At 69.7% G+C, this 17,181-nt stretch carries 14 protein-coding genes; 8 read left to right on the top strand and 6 right to left on the bottom strand.

The window, feature by feature from the left end:
• Positions 1-43 precede the first annotated feature (43 nt).
• Genes AC1DZV_RS10585 through AC1DZV_RS10575 form a run of 3 tightly spaced genes read right to left on the bottom strand, consistent with a single transcriptional unit; the run spans position 44 to position 3,703 of the window.
• Entirely contained in the window at positions 44-1,123 is a 1,080-nt protein-coding gene (locus tag AC1DZV_RS10585) for an ABC transporter permease (protein WP_476953676.1), read from the bottom strand.
• Positions 1,116-2,162: an ABC transporter permease gene (locus AC1DZV_RS10580; RefSeq protein ID WP_243182157.1), complete on the bottom strand. Its 1,047-nt coding sequence runs from the start codon at positions 2,160-2,162 to the stop codon at positions 1,116-1,118. Before AC1DZV_RS10580 ends, AC1DZV_RS10585 begins: the two co-directional genes overlap by 8 nt.
• On the bottom strand, positions 2,159-3,703 hold the full coding sequence (locus AC1DZV_RS10575) for a sugar ABC transporter ATP-binding protein (RefSeq protein WP_459383810.1): 1,545 nt from the start codon (positions 3,701-3,703) through the stop codon (positions 2,159-2,161). Before AC1DZV_RS10575 ends, AC1DZV_RS10580 begins: the two co-directional genes overlap by 4 nt.
• Positions 3,704-3,962: 259 nt before the next feature.
• Between AC1DZV_RS10575 and AC1DZV_RS10570 the strand changes: the two genes are divergently transcribed.
• The 7 genes from AC1DZV_RS10570 to AC1DZV_RS10540 all read left to right on the top strand — a co-directional run bounded on the left by AC1DZV_RS10570 (position 3,963) and on the right by AC1DZV_RS10540 (position 13,119).
• Positions 3,963-4,973: a LacI family DNA-binding transcriptional regulator gene (locus tag AC1DZV_RS10570; protein ID WP_476953675.1), complete on the top strand. Its 1,011-nt coding sequence runs from the start codon at positions 3,963-3,965 to the stop codon at positions 4,971-4,973.
• Positions 4,974-4,998: 25 nt separating this feature from the next.
• Positions 4,999-5,595, top strand: a complete 597-nt coding sequence (locus tag AC1DZV_RS10565) for an SRPBCC family protein (RefSeq protein WP_476953674.1) — start codon at positions 4,999-5,001, stop codon at positions 5,593-5,595.
• 160 nt (positions 5,596-5,755) lie between these two features.
• Complete coding sequence (locus AC1DZV_RS10560; RefSeq protein WP_476949854.1) at positions 5,756-6,001, top strand: hypothetical protein; 246 nt, start codon at positions 5,756-5,758, stop codon at positions 5,999-6,001.
• Positions 5,988-6,122 carry a hypothetical protein gene (locus AC1DZV_RS10555; protein WP_476953673.1) on the top strand — a complete coding sequence of 45 codons (135 nt, stop codon included), beginning with the start codon at positions 5,988-5,990 and terminating at the stop codon, positions 6,120-6,122. Before AC1DZV_RS10560 ends, AC1DZV_RS10555 begins: the two co-directional genes overlap by 14 nt.
• A 157-nt stretch (positions 6,123-6,279) precedes the next feature.
• A complete protein-coding gene (locus tag AC1DZV_RS10550; protein WP_476953672.1) occupies positions 6,280-6,897 on the top strand; it encodes a DUF4232 domain-containing protein in 618 nt (205 codons plus the stop codon).
• A 155-nt stretch (positions 6,898-7,052) separates the two neighbouring features.
• On the top strand, positions 7,053-12,260 hold the full coding sequence (locus AC1DZV_RS10545; protein ID WP_476953671.1) for an Lhr family helicase: 5,208 nt from the start codon (positions 7,053-7,055) through the stop codon (positions 12,258-12,260).
• The gene (locus AC1DZV_RS10540; RefSeq protein WP_476949858.1) at positions 12,253-13,119 is read left to right on the top strand and encodes a DNA-formamidopyrimidine glycosylase family protein; all 867 of its coding nucleotides are present in this window, start codon (positions 12,253-12,255) and stop codon (positions 13,117-13,119) included. Before AC1DZV_RS10545 ends, AC1DZV_RS10540 begins: the two co-directional genes overlap by 8 nt.
• A 43-nt stretch (positions 13,120-13,162) precedes the next feature.
• Here the strand turns inward: AC1DZV_RS10540 and yczE are convergent, their stop codons facing one another.
• On the bottom strand, positions 13,163-13,873 hold the full coding sequence (gene yczE / locus AC1DZV_RS10535) for a membrane protein YczE (RefSeq protein ID WP_476949859.1): 711 nt from the start codon (positions 13,871-13,873) through the stop codon (positions 13,163-13,165).
• A gap of 61 nt (positions 13,874-13,934) precedes the next feature.
• Between yczE and yczR the strand changes: the two genes are divergently transcribed.
• Positions 13,935-15,494: a MocR-like transcription factor YczR gene (gene yczR, locus AC1DZV_RS10530; protein WP_476953670.1), complete on the top strand. Its 1,560-nt coding sequence runs from the start codon at positions 13,935-13,937 to the stop codon at positions 15,492-15,494.
• A 95-nt stretch (positions 15,495-15,589) separates the two neighbouring features.
• On the opposite strand, the gene AC1DZV_RS10525 is transcribed toward yczR, so the two are convergent.
• Positions 15,590-16,282 (bottom strand): SRPBCC family protein, encoded by a 693-nt coding sequence (locus tag AC1DZV_RS10525; protein ID WP_476953669.1) that lies wholly within the window; start codon positions 16,280-16,282, stop codon positions 15,590-15,592.
• Positions 16,275-17,006, bottom strand: coding sequence for a helix-turn-helix domain-containing protein (locus tag AC1DZV_RS10520; protein ID WP_476949862.1), 732 nt, complete (start codon positions 17,004-17,006; stop codon positions 16,275-16,277). The genes AC1DZV_RS10525 and AC1DZV_RS10520 overlap by 8 nt, the downstream gene beginning before the upstream one ends.
• Positions 17,007-17,181 lie beyond the last annotated feature (175 nt).

Genomic DNA, 17,181 nt, shown 5'->3' with positions numbered 1-17,181 from the left:
CAGCCGGTCCCAGGCGGGCGCGGTTTGTTGTGGTGGGCAGATTTCAGGTGGCCTTGCGGGTGAAACTTCGGCGGACGCGGCGGGTGTGCCGCCATTGCCTGATGGCGGAGCCGATGCTCGGCGCCACCACTGAGAGGATCAGCAGCAGTCCGGTCACCGTGATGAGGACGACGTCGGACACCCGGGCCAGGCGGAGGGCGTAGTTGAGCGTGCCGATCAGCAGGACGCCGGCGATGACGCCGGGGATGGAGCCCTTGCCGCCGAAGATCGACACGCCGCCAAGCAGGACGGCGGCGATGACGGCCAGTTCCAGGCCGGAGGCGTTGTCGCTGCGGGCGCTGGTGTAGCGCAGCGTCCAGTAGATGCCGGCGAGAGCCGAAACGGCGCCGGACCCGACGTAGAGCCAGAACTTGCTGCGGGCGACGTTGATCCCCACGAAGCTGGCGGCTTCCTTGCTGTAGCCCATCGCATAGAGGCCGCGTCCGAACGGCGTGAAGTGCAGCAGCACGCCGAAGAAGACCATCACCACGACGACGCCGATCATCACCGTGGGGATGCCGGTGCCGCCGATTTTGGAGGTGAAGAAGGCGGTCAGCGCCTTGGGGAAGTTGGCCACGGCGTTGTCGCCGATGATGACCAGGGCCAGGCCGCGGAACAACGCCAGGGTGCCGATGGTGACCGCCAGGGAGGGCAGTCCGAGGACCGCGATCAGGAAGCCGTTGAACATGCCGGCGGCAATTCCTGCCAGCAGGCTGATTGCCAGGGCCAGCCAGATGTCCGTCCCGCCGGCCCAGAGGACGCCCATCAGGGCGCTGGTCAGGCCGGCGGTGCTGGCCACGGACAAGTCGATTTCGCCCGTGATGATGATCAGCGTCATCGGCATGGCAATCAGCAGGACCGGGATCACGTCCAGGAGCAGGAAGCCGGTGGTGACCGGCGAGGCGAAGCGCGGGATGGCGATGGCGGCGTAGATCAGGAAAGCAATCAGGGCGTAGATGGTGACCGCGTCACGGCCCATCAGGATCCGCGCGGCGCCGGTCCGGCCCTTCGGTTCGCTGGCCAGCGGCTTGGTGTTGTCAGCCACGGGAGCCGGCGCCGTGCTGGTGGTGGACGTTTCAGACATTGCGAGCCTCGCTAATCCGCAGTTTCTTGGCTGTGCGCAGACTGGCCACGCGGTCGATGATGATGGCGGTGAGGATCAGCACGCCGACGATCGCCTGCTGCCAGAACTTGTCCACCCGCAGGGCGGTCAGGGAGCTGGTGATGGTGGTCAGCAGGACGGCGCCGAGCGCGGCCCCGGTCACCGATCCGCTGCCGCCGAAGATGGCCACACCACCGACGACGGCGGCCGCCACCACGGTCAGTTCCATCCCGGTGCCGGTGGTGGCGCCGACGGAGTTGAAGCGGCTGGCGTAAAGCACACCGGCCAGGCCGGCGAGCGCGCCGTTGGCCAGGAACGCGAGGAACACGCGCTTGGAGACCTTGATGCCGAAGGCGGTGGCCGCGTCCGGGTCCGAGCCGATGGCGTACAGGTCACGGCCCGGGCGGGTGCCGGACATGTAGATGGCGACCGCAATCACGACGACGATGGCCAGCAGCGTGATGACGGGGAACCCCAGAAAGGTGTTCACCGAGAGGGCGCCGAACTCCTCCGGACGGTCGCCGGCGAAGTACTGCTTGCCGCCGGCCCAGGCATTGTTCAGGCCGCGGTACACGTAGAGCGTCCCGAGGGTGATGACCAGGGCGGGCACTTTGGCCAGGGTGACCAGGGCGCCGTTGACGGCGCCCAGCAGCGCCCCGAAGGCCATGCCGATCACAAAGACTGCGATGATCGGCACGTCGGGCATGGCCGAGAAAAGGGAGCCGGTGCCGAAGGCGACCAGCCCCAGCATGGAGCCGACGGAAAGGTCGATGTTCCTGGTGATGATCAGCAGGGTCTGCCCCACCGCCAGAATCATGATGATCGTGGCGTTGAGCAGCAGGTCCTTCACGCCCTGCGCGGTGAGGAACAGCGGGTTGATCAGGTAGGTGACGAGTACCAGCAGTGCCAGCGCGATCAGCACGGGGAGTTCGCGCATCCGCAGCAGCGAGGCGACGGCGCCCCGGGCGCCGGCGTCGGGTGCCGGCGTCGTTGCGTTCTTGTGGTCCAGAGCTGAGCTCACAGGGTTCCTCCTGCGGAAGACGTGGCGGCGTGCATGACCGATTCGGGGTTCGCGTCGGCACGGTCGAGTTCGGCGGTGATCCGGCCTTCGCGCATGACCAGGACGCGGTCCGCCATGCCGAGGACCTCGGGCAGTTCGGAGGAGATCATCAGGATCGCGATCCCGCGCCCGGCGAGGTCCGATATGAGCCGGTGGACCTCGCTCTTGGTGCCGACGTCGATGCCGCGGGTGGGCTCGTCGATGATCAGCAGCCGCGGGTCCGTGGCCAGCCACTTGGCGAGCACCACCTTTTGCTGGTTGCCGCCGGAGAGCGTGGAGACGGCGTACTCCTGCGAGCCGGTCTTGACCTGGAGCCGTTTGCTCCATTCCTGGGCCGCGCGCCGCTCGGCGCCCCCGTTGATCAGGCCCGCCGTCGTGTACTTGTTGCGCAGCGTGAGCGTGACGTTCCGGGCCACGGACAGGTCCATCACGAGGCCCTGCTTGCGGCGGTCCTCCGGCACGAACCCCATGCCGGCGGTGATGGCCACCTGGGGATTCCGCGGCCTGAGCTTGCGTCCGTCGAAGGTGATATCGCCGGCGTCGTAGGGATCGATGCCAAATACGGCACGGGCCACCTCGGTGCGGCCGGCGCCGACGAGGCCGGCCAAGGCAACGATTTCCCCGGCGCGGACCTCGAAGCTGATATCGCGGAACACCCCGGCGCGGCTGAGGCCGTCCACTTTCAGGACCACGTCGCCGATCTCGGCAGGCGTCTTGGGGAACAGGGCGCCAATGTCGCGGCCCACCATCTCGCGAACGATCTGCTCGACAGTGACGTCTGCCGTGCGGTGGGTGGAGATGTACCGGCCGTCCCGCATCACGGTGATGCGGTCGCACAGGTCAAAGACCTCGTCGAAACGGTGCGAAATGAAGAGGATGCCGGTCCCGCGGTCCCGGAGGCTCCGGGCCACGGAGAACAGCCGTTCCACCTCGACGCCACTGAGGGCTGCCGTGGGCTCGTCCATCACCAGGACTTTGGCGTCCAGCGAAATGGCCTTGGCGATTTCAATGATCTGCTGGTCCGCGATGGACAGGCCTTCGGCGATGCGGGTCGGGTCGATCGGAACGCCAAGGCGCTCGAACAGCTTGCGCGCCTCCCTGACCATGGTCGCTTTACTGATGAGCCCGAAGCGGCCCTTGGGCTGGCGGCCGATGAAAATGTTCTCCGCGACACTCAGGTCCGGGAAGAGCGTGGGTTCCTGGTAGATGACCGAGATTCCGGCGTCCTTGCTCTCGGCAACATTGCGGAACTGGACGCTCTGGCCTGCCACCTGGAAGTCGCCGGAATCGGGGTGGTGCAGGCCTGCGAGGATTTTCACCAGCGTGGACTTGCCGGCGCCGTTCTCGCCGACGAGTGCGTGGATTTCGCCAGCCTCGATGTGGATGGTGCCGTCGGCCAGGGCGACCACCGGGCCGAAGGTCTTGGCTGCGTGGGAGAGCGTGAGAACCGGAACTTGCTCCCCCTCAGCGGGGCCGGACCGGGAACTGTGTGTCTGCTGCATAAAATTGACCGCACCTTTGGGGCTTAGTGAACTGTGCCTAGTGAACACGCAATGAATCGTTTCATAACGAGTTGTGATTTGAATCATAAGGTCTTCAAATCAACACGTCAACTGACGTCAGGCATTCGCGACGCGGCTTTTGATTCGTTTCAATGAAAGGGTTCAAAGTGGACCCCGGACGGGTATCCTGAAGTGACTATTTTGCGTACGCGCCGCCTGGCCCCAAGGGCTGCGGCGTCCACCTTCAGGAGCACAGGAAATGGTTTCAGCGAGCGTCAAGGACGTCGCGGCACTGGCCGGCGTCTCGGTGGGGACGGTCTCCAATGTGCTGAACCGGCCGCAGAAGGTTTCCGCGGAAGTTACCCTGAGGGTCCAGTCCGCCATCGACAAGCTCGGCTTCGTCCGGAACGACGCCGCGCGCCAGTTGCGCGCGGGCATGAGCCACAGCATCGGCCTGGTGGTCCTGGACGCTGCCAACCCCTTCTTCTCGGATCTGGCCCGGGGCGCGGAGGACCGCGCCGCCGCGGAGAACTTCACCGTCCTCGTCGGCAACAGCAACGAGGACGAGGGCCGGGAATCCGCGTATCTGGACCTCTTTGAGCAGCAGCGCGTGCGGGGCGTGCTGCTGTCCCCGGTAGGAAATGTGATTCCCCGGTTGGAGCAGCTCCGGCGCCGGGGCATCCCGACAGTGCTCGTGGACCGGCAGACAGAGAACACGAGCTTCTCCTCGGTGGCCGTGGACGACCTGGCGGGCGGGGAGATGGCTGCGGCCCACCTGTTGTCGCTGGGCAGACGGCGGATCGCGTTTATCGGCGGCCCGGCAAGCATCCGGCAGGTAGCGGACCGTTTGGCAGGGGCGCGGAAGGCCATCGACGCCGTGGCGGGTGCAACGCTCGAGGTCATCGCCACGGAATCCCTGACCGTACTTTCGGGCAGGGCGGCCGGCGAGTCCATCCGTTCCCGGCCCGAAGCCGAACGCCCGGATGCGATCTTTGCAGCCAACGACCTGCTTGCCGTGGGTGCCATGCAGGGCCTGATGCTCATGGGCGGCGTCAAGGTGCCGCAGGAGATCGCCCTGATCGGCTACGACGACATCGAGTTCGCCGCCGCCGCCGTCGTGCCGCTGTCCTCCATCCGGCAGCCCAGCGCCCTCATCGGCTCCACCGCACTGGAACTGTTGCTCCGGGAGGCGGCAGCGGAGGACGGCTTTGCACCCACCCAGGTGGTCTTTCCGCCGGAATTGATAGTGAGGGCATCCACGCAGGGCTGAAACGCAGGGCTGAAAGGAGACCCCGATGGGCAGCACCGATTATGAGTTCCGGACCGTCTGGCGGGTGGCGGGTACGCCGGAGGAGGTCGCGGCCGTCCTGGGCGATGCCACAGCCCTGCCCCTGTGGTGGCCTTCCGTCTATCTCAGCGTCGAGTCCGTGGCCGGCGGCCCGGAGCCCGGGCCCGGCATTCCGCGCCCCACGCGTCTGCACACGACGGGCTGGCTGCCCTATACGCTCCGCTGGACCCTCACGGTTACGGAGCCAATCACCGGCCGCGGCTTCGCCCTCACCGCGGCAGGCGATCTGAACGGCACCGGCCGCTGGACCTTCGAGCCGGACGGGCCGGAAACGGTCATCACCTACGACTGGCGCGTCAGCGCCGCCAAGCCCCTGCTGCGGCGGCTGAGCTGGCTGCTGAAGCCGGCCTTCGCCGCCAACCACCGCTGGGCGATGGCCCGCGGCCAGGAGAGCCTCGCCCTGGAACTGCGCCGGCGCCGCGCGGCAGCGGGGGGCACCTCGGGGAGCAGCGCCGCCGGGGCGGCTGTTCCACCGCCGCCTCCGCCCACCTTTGCCTGGCTGACCCGGCGCACAGCACCCACGGATACGTACCCGGCCGCCTAACGTCCGGACTTCTGCCCGGGACCTCTGCCCTTGGACTTCGGCCCTGGACTTGTGCACAACAGTAGGTCGGTGTCTCATTCACTTGACCATTGAGACGGGAGGCCATTTCGCGGTTAGCTGGGTCACATCCTCGTTTCCCCGTGACCGTTCAGGACTCCTCATGACCTTGCAGAAAAACCGGCCTTCCAGCAGCGCCGCCCATTGGGACGACGTCGAGATCGGCGACGCCGTCCACCTCCACCGTGGCGGCCGCCTTGAGCACGCGGGCCTGGTCGATAACCGCACGCCCGACGGCGACGTCGTATGGGTGCTCTCCGACGGCGGGCACCGGCAGCTGTTCCACGTTGCCGACGGCTTTGAACTGAGCGTGGCAGACCCCGAAGGAGCTGGCCATGCTGGCAACTGACCGGCCAACGGTCCTGGCATGGCAGCCGGAAATCCTGTCGGGGTCCGCGGCCGGGACGGACCCCTGGGCCGCTTCCTGCCCCGACGACTGCCACTACTGCTCGGGGCCCGAGACCGACTAGGGCAGCTGCTCGCCGGCTCCGGGAAAGAGCACGCGGCGCAGTTGACCTCGGCCGATGCCGGGAAATCACAATCCGGACATCAATCGGGCTCCGTCGCAGTGGCATCGTTGACTAAGGCAACGGCGGGGATAATGGTTGAGCCATGAGGTCTCAGCGAATGAAGCACGCACTGGTTGTGACAATGGCTGCCGCGGCGGCCCTCCTTCTCAGCGGCTGCGGGGGCAGCTCGACGCAGGCCCAGTCGGCCACGTCCCCGCCCAGCCCGTCTGCCACGGAAACAAGCCAGCCGCCGGCGACGTCTCCCGCCGCGCCGGAATCCTCTGCGGCCGCCGCACCGTCCGCCGCCAAGGCCGGCCCCGAGCTGTGCAAGGCCGCAAGCCTGACCGGCACCACCGACGCCACGGGCGGCGGCGCGGCCGGCAGCATCTACATGCAGCTGATCCTGACCAACTCCGGCACCGAACCGTGCCTGCTGAAGGGCTTCGCGGGCGTCTCCCTCACAGCTGGGGCCGACGGTGAGCCGATCGGCGCCGCCGCCACCCGCGACGACTCGGGCCCGGTTACCGACGTCACGCTTGCCCCGGGCAAGGCCGGCACAGCCACCCTGCGCTACACCCAGGCCGCCAACTACCCGGACTGCACCAAGACACCGGCGGCAGGATTCCGGGTCTACCCGCCCAACGACACCGCGTCGCTGTTCATCCCGCAGCAACTGGACGCCTGCACGAACACGGAGATCAACCTGCTGACCATCGGTGCCTTCCAGCCCAAGTAACACCCGTCCCCCGCGTCTCTGCTCCAGCGTGCCGGCGCTCCCGCCCGTCCGGGAGCATCTGGCCCCCGCGGGACCCGGCGGGCGCCACGATGGGGCCCGCCGCCCCATGATGGGGCCCGGCCAATAGTGTCGGCGGGTTAGGGCATGATGGAGGAATGAAGGGGCAGGAGCTCGCCGGCGGCACACTCGCGGCCGACGCCATGGACCGGTTCAGCCGGCCGACCCGGGACTGGTTCCTGGGCGCTTTTTCCGCGCCCACCCCGGCCCAGAACGGCGCCTGGAATGCCATCTCCTCCGGTGCGCACGCCCTCGTCGTCGCACCCACCGGCTCCGGCAAGACGCTCGCCGCGTTCCTCTGGGCGCTGGACCGGTTGCTCGTCTCCGCGCCCGCAGAGCCCGACGCCCTGCCCGGCCTGGACCCGGCGGCCAAGGGCGGGCGCCGGAAGCCTGCTCAAGGCAAGGCGCCAAAGCGCAAGACCCGCGTGCTGTATATTTCCCCGCTCAAGGCTCTCGGCGTCGACGTCGAACGCAACCTCCGCGCGCCGCTGATCGGCATCACGCAGACCGCCAAACGCCTGGACCTCCCGGCCCCGCTCATTACCGTGGGTGTCCGGTCCGGGGATACGACGGCGTCGGACCGCCGCTCGCTGCTCAGCCACCCGCCCGATATCCTCATCACCACCCCGGAATCGCTCTTCCTGATGCTGACGTCCAAGGCCCGCGAAACCCTCAGCGAGGTGGACACGATCATTGTCGACGAGGTCCACGCCGTCGCCGGCACCAAGCGCGGGGCGCATCTGGCGGTGTCGCTGGAACGGCTGGACGCGCTGCTGCCCAAGCCCGCCCAGCGGATCGGGCTGTCGGCCACCGTGGAACCCAAGGAGCTGGTGGCGCAGTTCCTCGCCGGCTCGGCGCCGGTGGAAATTGTCGCCCCTCCGTCACGGAAGAACTGGGACCTGACCGTCTCCGTCCCGGTGGAGGACATGTCCGATCTCCAGGGCGCCGCCGGGGCCTTCGACTCCGGTCCGGCCTCCGGGCTGCAGCCCCAGGCCTCCATCTGGCCGCATGTGGAGGAAAAGATCGTGGACCTGGTGCTCGCCAACCAGTCCACCATCGTGTTTGCGAACTCCCGCCGCCTCGCCGAACGGCTGACCGCCCGGCTCAACGAGATCTACGCCGAACGCCAGCTCCTGGCAGCCGGCGGCGGCTGGACAGACTTTGGCGCCGGGGCCCCGGACTTCGACGCCGTGCCGAATGACGTGCCGCGGGGCGTGCCGAGTCCAGTGCCGTCCGGCGGTGTGGGCGTGCCGTCCGGCGGTGCCGCCGCGCAGCCCACGTCCACCGCCACACCGGCCCACATGATGGCCCAGGCCGGGAGCACCGCCGGCGCCGATCCCGTGCTGGCCCGAGCCCACCACGGCTCCGTGTCCAAGGACCAGCGCGCCCTGATCGAGGATGACCTGAAATCCGGGCGGCTGCGCTGCGTCGTGGCCACGTCCTCACTCGAGCTCGGCATCGACATGGGTGCCGTGGACCTGGTGGTGCAGGTCGAGTCGCCGCCCTCCGTGGCCAGCGGCCTGCAGCGGGTGGGCCGCGCCGGCCACCAGGTCGGCGAAGTCTCCCAAGGCGTCCTGTTCCCGAAGCACCGGGCAGACCTGGTCCACACGGCCATCACCGTGGAGCGGATGCTCGCGGGCATGATCGAGCGGCTGAGCGTACCGGCCAACCCGCTGGACATCCTGGCCCAGCAGACGGTCGCCGCCACGGCCCTCGGTGCCATCGACGTGGAGGACTGGTTCAACACGGTCCGGCGGTCGGCGCCGTTCGCCTCGCTCCCCCGCTCCGCGTTCGAGGCCACCCTGGACCTCCTGGCCGGGCGCTACCCCTCGGACGAGTTCGCCGAACTGCGCCCCCGGGTCATCTGGGACCGGAATGCCGGGACCATCGAGGGCAGGCCCGGCGCGCAGCGGCTCGCCGTCACGTCCGGCGGCACCATCCCGGATCGCGGGCTGTTCGGCGTCTACATCATCGGCACCGAGGTCGAGGGCACGGGCGGTAGCGGCTCCTCCGGCGCCAGTGCGGACGGCAGGGCAGCCAGCCCGGCGGCCGCCGCGGCCAAGGGCGGGCGCCGGGTGGGCGAACTCGACGAGGAAATGGTCTACGAATCCCGGGTTGGCGACATCTTCGCCCTCGGCGCCACCAGCTGGAAGATCGAGGACATCACACACGACCGTGTCTTGGTCTCGCCGGCGTTCGGCCAGCCCGGCAAGCTCCCCTTCTGGAAGGGCGACTCCCTGGGCCGGCCGGTGGACCTGGGCCGCGCCCTCGGCGCGTTCATGCGCGAACTGGCGGCGTCCGACGTCGGGCCGGCCACCGAGCGGTGCAAGGCCAGCGGACTGGACGATTACGCCGCGAACAACCTGATCCAGTACCTCGCCGAACAACGGCTCGCCACCGAGGTGGTCCCCAGCGACACGACCCTGGTCGTCGAACGCTTCCACGACGAGCTCGGCGACTGGCGCGTGGTGCTGCACAGCCCCTTCGGCATGCCCGTGCACGCACCGTGGGCCCTGGCCGTGGGCCAGCGCCTGCAGCAGCGCTACGGGATGGACGGCTCGGCCATGGCCGCCGACGACGGCATCGTACTGCGCGTGCCCATGATGGAGGATGAGCCGCCGGGCGCCGAGTTGTTCCTGTTTGACCCGGAGGAAATCGAGCAGATCGTGACGGCCGAGGTCGGCGGGAGTGCCCTGTTCGCCTCCCGGTTTCGCGAGTGCGCGGCCCGCGCGTTGCTCCTGCCCCGGCAGAATCCCGGCAAGCGGCAGCCCTTGTGGCAGCAGCGGCAGCGTTCGGCGCAGCTGCTGGATGTTGCCAGGAAGTACCCGACGTTCCCGATTGTCCTCGAGACGGTCCGCGAGTGCTTGCAGGATGTCTACGACCTTCCGGCGCTGAAGGACATCGCCGCGTCGGTCGAGCGCCGCGAGCTCAGGATCGTCCAGACCACCACCCAGCAGCCCTCCCCGTTCGCGAAGTCCTTGCTCTTTGGCTACGTGGCCCAGTTCCTCTACGAAGGCGACTCCCCGCTGGCGGAGCGCCGGGCCGCCGCCCTGGCCCTCGATTCCACCCTGCTCAACGAGCTCATGGGCCGCGTGGAGCTGCGCGAACTGCTGGATGCGAAGGTCATCGAGGCCACCGAGCGCGAACTGCAGCGGCTGGCCCGCGACCGACAGGTGCGTGGGCTGGAGGGCGTCGCAGACCTCCTGCGCCTCCTCGGTCCGCTCTCGCCGGACGAGGTCGCCGCCCGACTGGAGCCGGTGGCGGGCCCAGCCCCGGGAAGCGAGGCTGCCGGGACCGCCGGGACCGGCCAAGGGGGCCTGCCTGTCGAAGGCCTGCCGGCTGAGCTAGCCGAAACCCCGGAGGTGCTGCCAGCCGAAAGCCCGGCGACGGAGGCCGACGCCGCCGCCCACCTCACGGCCCTGCAGCGTGCCAACCGAGCCATCAAGGTCAACATCGGCGGAGTCGAGCGCTTTGCGGCGGTCGAGGATGCCGCCCGGCTCCGGGATGCCCTCGGCGTGCCGCTGCCCATGGGCGTGCCGCTGGCCTTCATCGAGCCGGTCGCTGACCCTCTCGGCGACCTCGTATCGCGCTATGCCCGCACGCACGGGCCCTTCACCGCCGCCGAGGCCGCGGCGCGGCTGGGACTGGGCGTCGCCGTCGTCGGCACGGCGCTGAAGCGGCTGGCCGCGGACGGGCGCGTGGTGGAAGGAGAGTTCCGCCCGCACGCTGCGCCTCCGGCGGTCACCTCGGCCAGCACGGCAGCCGGCGGTGAAGAATCCGGGGTTGAGGGTTCCGGCGTGGAGGGATCCGGCGAGGAGGCGTTCCAGCCCACTGTTTTGCCTCTCCTTTTGCCTCCGGCCAATGTGAGCGAATGGTGCGACGCCGAGGTCCTCCGCAAGCTGCGCCGCCGTTCCCTCGCCGCGCTCCGCGCCGAAGTCGAGCCGGTGGACGCCGCCGCCTACGGCCGGTTCCTGCCCGCCTGGCAGAACGTGCGGACCCCGGGCGGCCGCGGGCAGTCGGCGCTCCGCGGCCTGGACGGCATTATCACGGCCATCGACCAGCTCTCCGGCGTGCCCATTCCGGCCTCGGCATGGGAGCCGCTTGTCCTGGCCAGCCGCGTCTCCAACTACCAGCCGGCCATGCTGGACGAGCTCATGGCCGCCGGCGAGGTCCTCTGGTCCGGTGCCGGCTCGCTGCCGGGCAACGACGGCTGGGTGAGCCTGCACCTCGCCGATTCGGCCGAACTGACGCTGAACCCGTCCATCGACTTCGAACCCGGCGACGCGCAGCGACGGCTCCTCGAGCACCTGCAGAACAACGGCGGCGGCTACTTCTTCCGGCAGCTGACCGAGGTTGCCGGCGGCATGGATTCGGTGCTCAGCGACCAGGACGTGGTGGCCGCGCTCTGGGATCTCGCCTGGGCGGGCCGGATTACCGGCGACACGTTCGCCCCCGTCAGGGCCCTGATCGCCGGCGGCCACACCGCGCACCGGCAGGTGGGGCGCGCCCCGCGGGCCCGCGCGCCGCGGCTCAGCCGGCTCGGACGGGCCCACGGCACCGGCCTGCTCGGATCACCGGGACTCACCGGCGGCCGGTACGGATCCGTGACCGGCACCGCGCCCGCTCCCCCGCTCGCCGCGGGACGCTGGTCCGCGCTGCCCTCCCCCGAGCTCGATCCCACCATCCATGCGCGCGCCACCGCGGAGCTCCTGCTGGACCGCTACGGCGTGGTCACCCGCGGCTCGGTCATGGCAGAAAACATCCTCGGCGGCTTCGGCCTCATGTACAAGGTCCTGGCCCGGCTCGAGGAAGCCGGACGCTGCCGCCGCGGCTACTTCATCGAACACCTCGGTGCGGCCCAGTTCGCCGTCCCCGCCACGGTGGACCGGCTGCGGTCCTACGTCGAGGACGCCGAACTGCACAAGGCCGAACCGGTGGCCCTGGCCCTCGCCGCGACCGACCCTGCCAACCCGTACGGCGCCGCGCTGCCATGGCCCGCGCTCAACGTCGACGCCGGCACCGGCCACCGCCCGGGCCGGAAGGCCGGCGCCCTCGTGGTCCTGGTCGACGGCGCCCTGGCGCTGTACGTCGAGCGCGGCGGCAAGACCCTGCTCGCGTTCAGCGACGACCCCGACGTTCTGGCCGCGGCCGGCACGGCCCTGGTGGGTGTGGTGACCCGAGGCGCGGTGGACAAGCTGATCATGGAAAAGGTCAACGGCCACGGCATCCTGGACACCCCGGTGGCGGCCGCCCTCGCCCACGCCGGGGCCTATTCCACCCCCAAGGGACTGAGGATCCGTGCCTGAGGGCGATTCGGTCTTCCGCGCCGCCGCGCAGCTGCACGCAGCCCTGGCCGGGAAGGAACTGGTCTCCTCCGACTTCCGGGTTCCGCGCTTCGCCACCCTCAAGCTCGGCGGCTGGACCGTGGCCGAGGTGGTGCCCCGCGGCAAGCACCTGCTGATGCGCGTCCAGGGCCCGACGCCCAGAGACCGGCTCACCATCCATTCGCACCTGAAGATGGAGGGCAGCTGGCAGGTCTACCCGCCCGGGGGCCGCTGGCGGAAGCCCGGCTTCACGGCCCGCTGCGTACTGCGGACCGCCACGGCCGACGCCGTCGGGTTCTCCCTGGGCATCCTTGAGGTGGTCCGGACCGACCAGGAGGACACCATCGTGGGGCACCTCGGCCCGGACCTGCTGGGCCCGGACTGGGACGCGGCCGAGGCCGAACACCGGCTGCTCGCAGCCCCGGACGTACCGATCGGCGTCGCCCTGCTGGACCAGAGCAAGCTGGCGGGGATCGGAAACATCTACCGGTGCGAGGCCTGCTTCCTCGCGGGCGTCCACCCGGCGGCGCCCGTCTCGGCAGTGCCGGACCTTCCCGCCATCATCACCGATGCCCAGGTCCTGCTCTCCGCCAACCTCGGGCCGGGCCGGCGGACCACCGTCCTGAACGCCCGCGGCGTGCCGGTGGGCCGCACCGCCGGGCGTCCCGGCTACTGGGTTTACCGGCGCGAGCACCAGCCGTGCCTCAAATGCGGCACTCCGATCCGCCGCGGCGTCCTGGGCAAGGAGAACGGCGCCGGCACTGTCACCGAGGAACGGGACATCTACTACTGCCCCACCTGCCAGCCCCTGCCGGGCACCGGATCAGAAGGCGCCGGCTGACGGGGCCCACGGGAACTAACCCGCGTGAATCCATCGGCGGGAATCAATCGGCCGGGCCGCTGCCCGCCGCCACCGGGACCGCCACAGGTACCGCCGCCGCAGGAACTGCCGTCCCGGCTACGGCGGCTTCCGCTTCAGTTCCGGCCGCTTCAGTTCCTGCCGCCGGGACCGGACGCGCTTCCGGAACGGTGAACCGCGGCAGCAGCAACTGCACCAGGGGGCCAATGGCCAGCGCGTACAGCACCGTGCCCACACCAACCGAGCCGCCCAGCAGCCAGCCCGCGCCAAGAACCAGCACTTCAATGCCGGTGCGGCACACCCGGACCGGCCAGCCCGTCCGCCGGGCGAGGCCCGTCATGAGCCCGTCCCGTGCGCCCGGGCCCAGGCGGGCGCCGATGTAGCAGGCGGAGGCGACGCCGTTGAGCAGCACGGCCCCGACGAGCAGGCAGATCTGGCCGCCCAGATGCGAAAACTGTGGAATCAGGGCCAGCCCGATGTCCGCGAAGACCCCCACCAGCACCGCGTTGCACAGGGTTCCGACGCCGGGCCATTGCCGGAGCGGGATCCACAGCAGCAGCACCAGGAAGCTGACAACAACCACCACCGTCCCAAGGCTGAGCCCGGACCTGGCCGCCAGCCCCTGGTGGAGCACGTCCCACGGCGCCGTGCCGAGGCTGGCGCGAATGACCATGGCGAGGGAAATGCCGTAAAGAGCGAGGCCGATCAGGAGCTGGAGGAGTCTGCGGGTCAACATGGTCTCCATCCTCCACGAAAACTGGCCTTGCAATCCATAGCCAGTTTGAAATACTGGCTCTATGTCCGTCTCTTTGACTCCGGGGTCGCTGGCCCGCCTGCTGGGCGAGTGGAACGTCGGCGCCGCCCCCGCTTACCGCGAGCTGGCCGACGTCGTCCGCCTGCTCATCCTCGACGGCCGCGTCGCCCTGGACGTCGCCCTGCCGAGCGAGCGCTCGCTGGCAGCGGCCCTTGGCATCAGCCGCACCACGGTGACGGCGGCCTACGCCCTGCTGCGAGAGCAGGGTTTCCTCAGCAGCGGCCAGGGCAGCCGGAGCAGGAGCTGCATCCCGAGCCAGGGGCCCTTGCATGCCGGCGGCCACGACGGAGCCCTGCGGCTGAGTGGCGCGCCCGGCCTGGCGGTGCCGGACGGGATCCTGGACCTGGCTTACGCCTCCCTGCCCGCCAGCGGCGAAGTGGTGCACCGGGCCTTTGCCGCGGCCCTGACCGAATTGCCGGCCCTGCTGCCAGGCTTCGGCTATGACGCCCTGGGCGTGGGCCCGCTCCGGGAAGCCATTGCGGCCCGGTACACCGCCGCCGGGGTCCCGACAACGGCCGCGCAGGTCCTGGTCACCTCCGGCGCCCAGCACGCGCTGAACATTGTGCTCCGCACATTGGCCGGGCGGTCCGGGACCAAGGTGCTGGTGGAGCATCCGAGCTACCCGAACGCCCTCGACGCGATCCGGGCTGCGGGCTGCCGCCCGGTCCCGGTGGCCATGCCTGCCGCGGCCCCCGGCGGCGCACGCCCCAGCGGCAGAGTCCACGGCGGCCGGGTCCACAGCGCAGGCGGCAACGGCCTTGCCCACAACGGTCTTGCCCCGATCGGCGCAGGCGGCTGGGACATCGAGGCCATGGAAACGGCGCTGCTCCAGCAGCGGCCCGCGATGGCGTACGTGGTGCCGGACTTCCACAACCCCACCGGCCGGCTGATGCCCGATTCCCAGCGGCGCCGGCTCGTGAAGGCGGCCGCGGCGTCGGGCACTGTGCTGGTGGTGGACGAGACGCTGCGGGAGTTGAACCTCGACGGCGCCGCCTCGACCCCCATGGCCGCTTTCAGCCCGGCGGTGGTCTCCCTCGGTTCCCTCAGCAAGTCGCACTGGGCAGGGCTGCGCACCGGCTGGATCCGCGCCAGCGAGCCCCTCATCCAGCGCTTCGCCGCCGCCCGCACCACCCTGGACCTGGGCGGGCCGGTGGTGGAGCAGCTCGCCGGGGCGCATCTGGTCAACGCCATGACAGAGCCGCTCCCCGACAGGCTTTCCGCGCTGCGCGAGAACCGGGACACACTGGTGGAACTGATTCGGGAGCACCTGCCGGGCTGGGAGCCCGAATGGCCCGACGGCGGCCTGTCCGTCTGGTGCCGACTCCCGGCGCCGATCAGCACGGCACTGGCGGTTCTGGCCCCCGACGTCGGAATCCGGCTCGCCGCCGGACCCCGGTTCGGCGTCGGCGGCGCGTTTGAGCAGTACTTGCGGTTGCCGTTCACGCTGCCACCGGAGCAGCTGGAGACGGCCGTGCTGGCATTGCGTTCGGCGCAGGACCGGATGGAGGCCTCCCCGCAGCTGCGGCGCAACCGGTGGCGGTAAACTACCTATGGGGCGGTACATTTCCGGGTACTTCGGCCCGTTCCCGGCGAACTCGAACGTTCAGGGCATCGCCAGGCAGGATGCGCGTCGCGGGATCAGGCGTAGACCTTCGTCAGGAACCCGGTCCAGGCTTGGGCCGTCGCCCCGGCGTCCCCGCTGCCGCTGAAGTCGTGCACGGTCATGCCCACCGGCGCGCCGAACGCGTTGCGCCCGAAGAAGCGGTACATCGTATCCGCGGTCCGCAGGCCGAGGAAGTTCTCGTTGGCGAAGTCGATCTCGCCGGCCAGCGGCCCTACGCCGTCGAGCTCCAGTTCCACCGTCTCCCCCGGAGCGGCAGTGTCGACGCCGAGGGCCCGCTTGAGCCGGTCGAAGCCGTCCGGGGTCTGCGACGCGGCGGGTGCCTGGATGTCTGTGAAGACCACGGGCTTGCCGTCGAAGTACTTCAGGTACTGGCCCAGGGTGTGCAGATAGAACGCCGTGTGCTTGCTGGCGCCGTCATACTGCTCATCCCAGTTGTCCGCAAAGATGCCGCTGTGCACGTAGTGCAGCCGGGTCTGGCCACCGTCGAGCGGTTCCAGGACGTGCTCCAGCTGGTTGAACCAGCCATCCGGACCGTCCATCCGGGACACCAGATGGGAGGGGTATTCGTCCACGGTCCGGACCGCCGGCCATTGGTCTGTGGGGAACATCCATGCCGGGGTGTCCTTGGTGACGGCCTCCCACACCCGCTCAGGGGTACCGGGCAGTTCGGTGTCGTAGACGATTTCGAATTTCCGTTGGTCAGTCATTGTCCTGCTCCTTGGCTTGTGGGTTTGTTTGTGGGGTTGCTGTTTGTGGGGTTGCTTTTTGTGGGTCTGCGTGCGCTGCCTTCGGCTGCGGCGACTTGAGCGCCGGGTGCAGCGCGACAACCAGCCGGTGCTTGCGTCCCTCCGGCCGGCGACCTGCCTGGGAACCTGCCCGCGGATCTGCCGGGGAACCTGAGGGGAGGTCACCGCCGTCGTGGTACTTGTCCACGAGCCGGGTCACGGCGACGCCGAGCTCCTCGGCGAAGGCCGCCCGGTCCGCCGCCGAACGGAAGGTGATCTCGCCGTCGATGGCAAAGGTGGCGAGTTTCTGCCGGGCCGCGGCCGCCCCGGCGATCAGCTGCCCCATCTCCTGGACCATGCGGGCAGCGAGTGCCAGCAGCCAGAAGGCGGAAAAGCGGTCCGAGAACCGGTGCGGGTCCGGCGCCACCGAGGCCAGCGCCGCCGGCGAAATCAGGTACGACGCCGCCGTCGCCCGCAGGATGCGTTCGGTCACGTTGCCGCGCCGCCGCTCCTCGACGAGCTCGACGAGCCCATGCCGCTCGAGCGCCTTGAGGTGGTAGTTCACCTTCTGCCGCGGCAGGCCCACCTTCGCGGCGAGCTGCGTCGCAGATCCGGGCTCGGCCAGCTCGCGCAGGATCCGCGTCCGGATCGGGTCCAGCGAGGCCTCCGCCGCGGCCGGATCCTCAATTACTCCGATGTCCAACATGCTTCCAGTCTGCCCCCCGACAATTTTATTTGTCAAGAACTTTTTTCTCGTCGGCGCTCGCGTGCGGGCAGCGGCGCATGGCGAGTTCGCCGGAAGCATCCGAGGTCGCCGGACCTTTCCGGCGACCTGGCCCTGGTCCGGCGAACTGGAGCACGGGCCGCCGGCGGGAGAGGAC

Source organism: Arthrobacter sp. P1_D12 (genome assembly GCF_056406175.1).
This window is presented reverse-complemented; position numbering and strand designations above follow the sequence as displayed.